Origin of the sequence: Pseudonocardia sp. KRD291 (assembly GCF_019263595.1) — a bacterium.
Classification (GTDB): Bacteria; Actinomycetota; Actinomycetes; order Mycobacteriales; family Pseudonocardiaceae; genus Pseudonocardia.
Map to the genome: position 1 here is coordinate 1 of NZ_JADQDD010000344.1, position 5,906 is coordinate 5,906.

Sequence of the window (5,906 nt, forward strand, 5' to 3'; positions counted from 1 at the left end):
GGGGACGGCGAATCCCCAGTACAGCAGCGTACGGGCGGGGTAGCCGGGTGCCGGCCGCGGCGTCGGTGGCGGTCACCGGCCCACGAGAGCATCAGGACCCGGGAACGACCGAGCGAGTATCGTTGGGGACCGGCCACCGGGACGGCACGGGGGTGCCCTACCCCACCTGCAGCGGTCTGCGCAACGTCCGTACACTGGAGGTTCGGCGCGCCTCGTGGCGCCGGTTCCGTCGTGCCATTCGCACCCAGGGTCCGTCGTTTCGTCGCTCGCCGGGGTGTGGGCTGCTCCGGTTCGTCCGGGGCCTGCCCCGCACGTGTCCGGTCGACGCGGGCACGTCGTTCGTGCCGCGGGTGGTGCCGCGCAACACCTTCGAGCTTCACCAGTACGACACACCGAACCTGTCACGGATAGCGGAGGACATGGCCAAGAAGGACGGGGCGATCGAGGTCGAGGGCCGGGTCGTCGAACCCCTGCCGAACGCGATGTTTCGCGTGGAGCTGGAGAACGGGCACCGGGTCCTCGCCCACATCAGCGGGAAGATGCGGCAGCACTACATCCGGATCCTCCCCGAGGACCGGGTGGTGGTCGAGCTGTCGCCCTACGACCTGAGCCGCGGCCGCATCGTCTACCGCTACAAGTGATGCTCGACCGCCAGACGAACATCGAACAGAGGCAGAAGACGTGAAGGTCAAGCCCAGCGTCAAGAAGATCTGCGACAAGTGCCAGGTGATCCGCCGTAACGGCCGGGTCATCGTGATCTGCTCGAACCTGCGGCACAAGCAGCGTCAGGGCTGAGCAGTCGCTCGTCGCGATCGTCTGATCGCAGCAACACAGAGGAACTCGATGTACCTGCCGGGCCACACGGGCCCGGTACGCACCCCCGGAACCAGGCCGGGGCCCGGAGCAGCACGCGGCATCCGGGGCGGGCATCGAGCAGACCTGGCCCGAGAACAGCAGAAGGAGAATCCGCCGCATGGCACGAGTTGCCGGCGTCGACCTCCCCCGCGACAAGCGGATGGAGATCGCGCTCACCTACATCTTCGGGGTCGGGCGTACCCGCTCGAAGCAGATCCTCGAGGGCACCGCGATCAGTCCGGACCTGCGGTCCAAGGACCTGACCGACGAGGACGTCACCAAGCTCCGCGAGTACATCGAGGAGCACCTGCGGGTCGAGGGTGACCTGCGCCGCGAGGTGCAGGCCGACATCCGCCGCAAGATCGAGATCGGGTCCTACCAGGGCATCCGACACCGCCGCGGACTGCCGGTGCGCGGCCAGCGGACCAAGACCAACGCCCGCGGGCGCAAGGGTCCGAAGAAGACCGTCGCCGGCAAGAAGAAGGCAGGTAAGAAGTAATGCCGCCCCGTACACGCCAGGGCGGTGCCGGAACCAAGAAGGTCCGTCGCCGCGAGAAGAAGAACGTCGCGCACGGTCACGCGCACATCAAGTCGACGTTCAACAACACGATCGTGACGATCACCGACCCGACCGGCGCCGTGATCTGCTGGGCCTCGTCCGGCCACGTGGGCCTCAAGGGCTCGCGCAAGTCGACGCCGTTCGCCGCCCAGCTGGCCGCGGAGAACGCCGCCCGCAAGGCCGCCGAGCACGGCATGAAGAAGGTCGACGTGTTCGTGAAGGGTCCCGGCTCCGGCCGCGAGACCGCGATCCGTTCCCTGCAGGCCGCCGGCCTCGAGGTCGGCACCATCAACGACGTCACCCCGCAGCCGCACAACGGCTGCCGTCCGCCCAAGCGGCGCCGGGTCTAGGGGAGGAGAGCACAGACATGGCTCGTTACACAGGCCCCATGACCCGCAAGTCCCGCCGGCTGAAGGTCGACCTCGTCGGCGGCGACCAGGCGTTCGAGCGTCGCCCGTATCCGCCCGGCCAGCACGGCCGGATCCGGATCAAGGAGACCGAGTACCTGCTGCAGCTGCAGGAGAAGCAGAAGGCCCGCTTCGCCTACGGTCTGCAGGAGAAGCAGATGCGCACCTACTACGAGGAGGCGCACCGTCGCGAGGGCAAGACCGGCGACGAGCTGCTCCAGCTCCTCGAGTCGCGTCTGGACAACGTCGTGTACCGGGCCGGCCTGGCCCGCACCCGGCGGATGGCCCGTCAGCTCGTGAACCACGGACACTTCGTGGTGAACGGCAAGAAGGTCGACATCCCCAGCTACCGCGTCTCGCGCTACGACGTCATCGACGTCAAGGAGAAGTCGCGGAACACGGACCCGTTCGTGATCGCCAAGGAGCTCTTCGGCGACCGTCCGGTCCCGGGCTGGCTGCAGGTCGTCCCGTCGAGCCTGCGGATCCTGGTCCACCAGCTGCCCGAGCGGGCGCAGATCGACACCCAGGTCACCGAGCAGCTGATCGTCGAGTACTACTCGAAGTAGCTCTCGACACCCCTCCGGCCCCGCAGGGTGGGGCCGGAGGTCATTCCGCGACATCAAATAGCGGTTGTCGCGGGTGCGAAGGAGGCACACACCCATGCTGATCTCTCAGCGCCCCTCACTCACCGAGGACACGGTCACCGAGACCCGGTCGCGGTTCGTCATCGAGCCGCTCGAGCCGGGCTTCGGCTACACCCTCGGCAACTCCCTGCGCCGGACCCTGCTCTCGTCCATCCCCGGCGCGGCCGTCACCAGCATCCGGATCGACGGCGTGCTGCACGAGTTCACCACCGTCCCGGGGGTGAAGGAGGACGTCACCGACATCATCCTGAACCTCAAGGAGCTCGTCGTGAGCTCCGAGGAGGACGAGCCGGTCACCATGTACCTGCGCAAGCAGGGCCCGGGTGCGGTCACCGCGGGTGACATCGTGCCGCCGGCCGGTGTCACCGTGCACAACCCGGACCTGCACATCGCGTCCCTCAACGACAAGGGCCGGCTCGAGGTCGAGCTCGTCGTCGAGCGGGGCCGCGGCTACGTGCCGGCCATGCAGAACAAGGCCACCGGCGCCGAGATCGGCCGCATCCCGGTCGACTCGATCTACTCGCCGGTGCTGAAGGTGACCTACAAGGTCGAGGCCACCCGTGTCGAGCAGCGCACGGACTTCGACAAGCTGGTGCTCGACGTCGAGAGCAAGCCCTCGATCAGCCCCCGGGACGCGCTGGCCTCGTCCGGCAAGACCCTGGTGGAGCTGTTCGGCCTGGCGCGCGAGCTCAACGTCGACGCCGAGGGCATCGAGATCGGACCGTCCCCGCAGGAGGCGGACACCATCGCGGCCTTCGCGATGCCGATCGAGGAGCTCGACCTCACGGTCCGCTCCTACAACTGCCTCAAGCGTGAGGGCATCCACACCGTGGGTGAGCTGGTCGGCCGCAGTGAGGCCGACCTGCTCGACATCCGCAACTTCGGTGCCAAGTCGATCGACGAGGTCAAGATGAAGCTCGTCGGTCTCGGCCTGGCCCTCAAGGACAGCCCGCCCGGATTCGACCCGTCGGCCGCGGCCGCCGAGTACGGCTCCGACGGGTTCGACCCGGACCAGCCGTTCGGTGACGACGGCCAGGACTACGCAGAAACGGAGCAGTTGTAGCCATGCCACAGCCCACCAAGGGCGCCCGCCTCGGCGGCTCGCCCGCGCACCAGCGGCTGATCCTGGCCAACCTGGCGACCTCGCTGTTCCAGCACGGCCGGATCACCACCACCGAGGCCAAGGCCCGTCGGCTGCGTCCGTACGCGGAGCGGCTGATCACCAAGGCCAAGGTCGGCGACCTGCACAACCGTCGCGAGATCATGAAGGTGATCCGGGACAAGGACGTCGTGCAGCGCCTGTGCACCGAGATCGGTCCGTTCTTCGCCGACCGCAGCGGTGGCTACACCCGCATCACCAAGGTGATGCCGCGCAAGGGTGACAACGCCGCGATGGCCGTGATCGAGCTGATCCAGTCGAAGACGGTCAGCGACGAGGCGGACCGGGCACGTCGCTCGGCCGGCTCGCGCGGCGAGGCGGCGTCGGCTCCGGCCGACACCACCGACGTCGACGACTCGGGCTCCGCCGCGGCCGACGCCGCCGACGAGGCCGCCGAGAAGGCGATGGACGCTGCGGTCGAGGCCGAGGAGGCCGCCCCGGGCAGCGAGGCGGCCGACCGTGCCGTCGACGCGGCCGCGGCCGCCGAGGAGGCCGCGGACGCCACGTCCGACGCGGTCGACGAGTCGGGTTCGACCGAGGACGCGCCCTACGGTGCGGGCAGCCACGCCCCGCTGGAGGACAAGTCCGAGGCCCCCGCCGGTTTCCCGGTCAAGGGCAACGAGGACTCGAAGATCTACCACGTTCCCGAGTCCGGTTTCTACGACCGGACCGTCGCCGAGGTCTGGTTCGCCACCCCCGGTGACGCGGAGGCCGCAGGCTTCCGTCCGCCGGGCGCGAGCGAGGCCTCCAAGGACGACTCCTGAGCCGTCCGCACGACCCCGTCGAGCCCGCCGTCCGTCCGGACGGCGGGCTCGACGCCGTTGCGGCCCGGGCCTCTGCTCCGGCTCCGGCCGCACCGGCGGTCGCGACCCGGCGTGTCCGGCTCGACATCGCCTACGACGGCACCGACTTCTCCGGCTGGGCGATGCAGCCGGCGCAGCGGACGGTGTGCGGGGTGCTCACGGACTCGCTCGCCACGGTACTGCGCGGGCCGGTGTCGCTGACCGTGGCCGGGCGGACCGACGCCGGGGTGCACGCCGACGGCCAGGTCGCCCACGTCGACCTGCCCTCCGACGTGGAGCCGGACCGGCTGCTACGCCGCCTGAACCGGTTGCTGCCGCCCGACGTACGGGTGCGCCGGATGACCGTCGTGCCGCCGGAGTTCGACGCCCGGTTCGGTGCCCTGCGCCGCCACTACCGCTACCGGGTGGCCACCGCCCCGCACGGGGCGGACCCGCTGCGTGCCCGCGACACCGTCGCCTGGCCGCACGCGCTGGACCTGGACGCGGTGAACACCGCGTCCGGGCTGCTGCTCGGAGAGCACGACTTCGCCGCGTTCTGCAAGCGCCGGGACGGCGCCACCACCGTGCGGGCGCTGCAGCGGCTGTCCTGGGCGCCTGCCCCCGGCGAGGACGGTGTGGTGGTGGCCGCGGTGTCCGCGGACGCGTTCTGCCACTCGATGGTGCGCAGCCTGGTCGGCGCGCTGCTCGACGTCGGGCGGGGGCGCCGGGCCACGGACTGGCCCTGCGCGCTGCTCACCCGCCGGGAGCGGGCCAACGAGGTCGTGGTGGCACCCGCGCACGGGCTCTCGCTGGTCGGCGTCGACTACCCGGACGACGCCGCCCTCGCCGCCCGCCCCGAGCAGACCCGCCGCATCCGTACCCCGACCCGGACCTGACCCCGCTCGACCTCCCCCGCTCGCCGGGCCCACTCGACCGGCCCGCCACGAGCGTGACGTCCGTGGCGTCCGACGCGACGAGCGCCACGGTCGTGACCTTCCGCATGGCCGTGGCAGGCTCGGCGGTGTGACGAGTGGCGATGCAACTCCTCGACCGGATCCGTCCTGGATGGACGTGGCGCTGGACCAGGCTCGTCTCGGCCTGGCGAGCGGCGGGATCCCGATCGGCGCGGCACTGCTCGGGCCGGACGGGGTGGTGCTCGGGCGCGGGCACAACCGCCGGGTGCAGGACGACGACCCGTCGGTGCACGGCGAGACGGCCGCGTTCCGCGACGCCGGGCGCCAGCGCGACTACCGCGCCACCACGATGGTCACGACGCTGTCGCCGTGCTGGTACTGCAGCGGGCTGGTCCGGCAGTTCGGGATCGGCGCGGTGCTGATCGGGGAGGCCCGCACGTTCACCGGCGGGCACGACTGGCTGGCCGAGCACGGCGTCGCGGTCACGGTGCTCGACGACCCGCGCTGCGTCGCGCTGATGGAGGAGTTCGTCGCGGCCCGTCCGGACCTGTGGAACGAGGACATCGGCGTCGCGCCGGAGTAGAAC

8 protein-coding genes and 1 pseudogene are annotated in these 5,906 nt (G+C 70.6%); all 9 read left to right on the plus strand.

The genetic code is table 11. The features are described 5' to 3' along the window. Positions 1–419 precede the first annotated feature (419 nt). The 9 genes and pseudogenes from infA to I4I78_RS29120 all read left to right on the plus strand — a co-directional run bounded on the left by infA (position 420) and on the right by I4I78_RS29120 (position 5,903). On the plus strand, positions 420–641 hold the full coding sequence (infA, locus tag I4I78_RS29080) for a translation initiation factor IF-1 (RefSeq protein WP_010228514.1): 222 nt from the start codon (positions 420–422) through the stop codon (positions 639–641). Positions 642–681: 40 nt separating this feature from the next. Further along, positions 682–795 carry a 50S ribosomal protein L36 gene (gene rpmJ, locus I4I78_RS29085; RefSeq protein WP_130292373.1) on the plus strand — a complete coding sequence of 38 codons (114 nt, stop codon included), beginning with the start codon at positions 682–684 and terminating at the stop codon, positions 793–795. A gap of 178 nt (positions 796–973) precedes the next feature. After that, a complete protein-coding gene (rpsM, locus tag I4I78_RS29090) occupies positions 974–1,354 on the plus strand; it encodes a 30S ribosomal protein S13 (RefSeq protein ID WP_130292372.1) in 381 nt (126 codons plus the stop codon). Beyond that, a complete protein-coding gene (rpsK, locus tag I4I78_RS29095; RefSeq protein ID WP_218614707.1) occupies positions 1,354–1,764 on the plus strand; it encodes a 30S ribosomal protein S11 in 411 nt (136 codons plus the stop codon). Before rpsM ends, rpsK begins: the two co-directional genes overlap by 1 nt. 17 nt (positions 1,765–1,781) lie before the next feature. After that, complete coding sequence (rpsD, locus tag I4I78_RS29100; RefSeq protein WP_218614708.1) at positions 1,782–2,387, plus strand: 30S ribosomal protein S4; 606 nt, start codon at positions 1,782–1,784, stop codon at positions 2,385–2,387. 94 nt (positions 2,388–2,481) lie between these two features. Next, entirely contained in the window at positions 2,482–3,528 is a 1,047-nt protein-coding gene (locus I4I78_RS29105; protein WP_218614709.1) for a DNA-directed RNA polymerase subunit alpha, read from the plus strand. A 2-nt stretch (positions 3,529–3,530) separates the two neighbouring features. Then, a pseudogene (gene rplQ / locus I4I78_RS29110) lies at positions 3,531–4,094 on the plus strand (50S ribosomal protein L17); the annotation flags it as partial. 290 nt (positions 4,095–4,384) lie between these two features. Further along, on the plus strand, positions 4,385–5,302 hold the full coding sequence (truA, locus tag I4I78_RS29115; RefSeq protein ID WP_218614712.1) for a tRNA pseudouridine(38-40) synthase TruA: 918 nt from the start codon (positions 4,385–4,387) through the stop codon (positions 5,300–5,302). A gap of 169 nt (positions 5,303–5,471) precedes the next feature. Continuing rightward, positions 5,472–5,903, plus strand: a complete 432-nt coding sequence (locus tag I4I78_RS29120; protein ID WP_218614711.1) for a nucleoside deaminase — start codon at positions 5,472–5,474, stop codon at positions 5,901–5,903. Positions 5,904–5,906 lie beyond the last annotated feature (3 nt).

Coding starts and splice junctions, on each gene's coding strand:
- infA (WP_010228514.1), top strand. CDS start 420: ATGGCCAAGAAGGACGGGGCGATCGAGGTCGAGGGCCGGGTCGTCGAA.
- rpsM (WP_130292372.1), top strand. CDS start 974: ATGGCACGAGTTGCCGGCGTCGACCTCCCCCGCGACAAGCGGATGGAG.
- rpsK (WP_218614707.1), top strand. CDS start 1,354: ATGCCGCCCCGTACACGCCAGGGCGGTGCCGGAACCAAGAAGGTCCGT.
- rpsD (WP_218614708.1), top strand. CDS start 1,782: ATGGCTCGTTACACAGGCCCCATGACCCGCAAGTCCCGCCGGCTGAAG.
- I4I78_RS29105 (WP_218614709.1), top strand. CDS start 2,482: ATGCTGATCTCTCAGCGCCCCTCACTCACCGAGGACACGGTCACCGAG.
- I4I78_RS29120 (WP_218614711.1), top strand. CDS start 5,472: ATGGACGTGGCGCTGGACCAGGCTCGTCTCGGCCTGGCGAGCGGCGGG.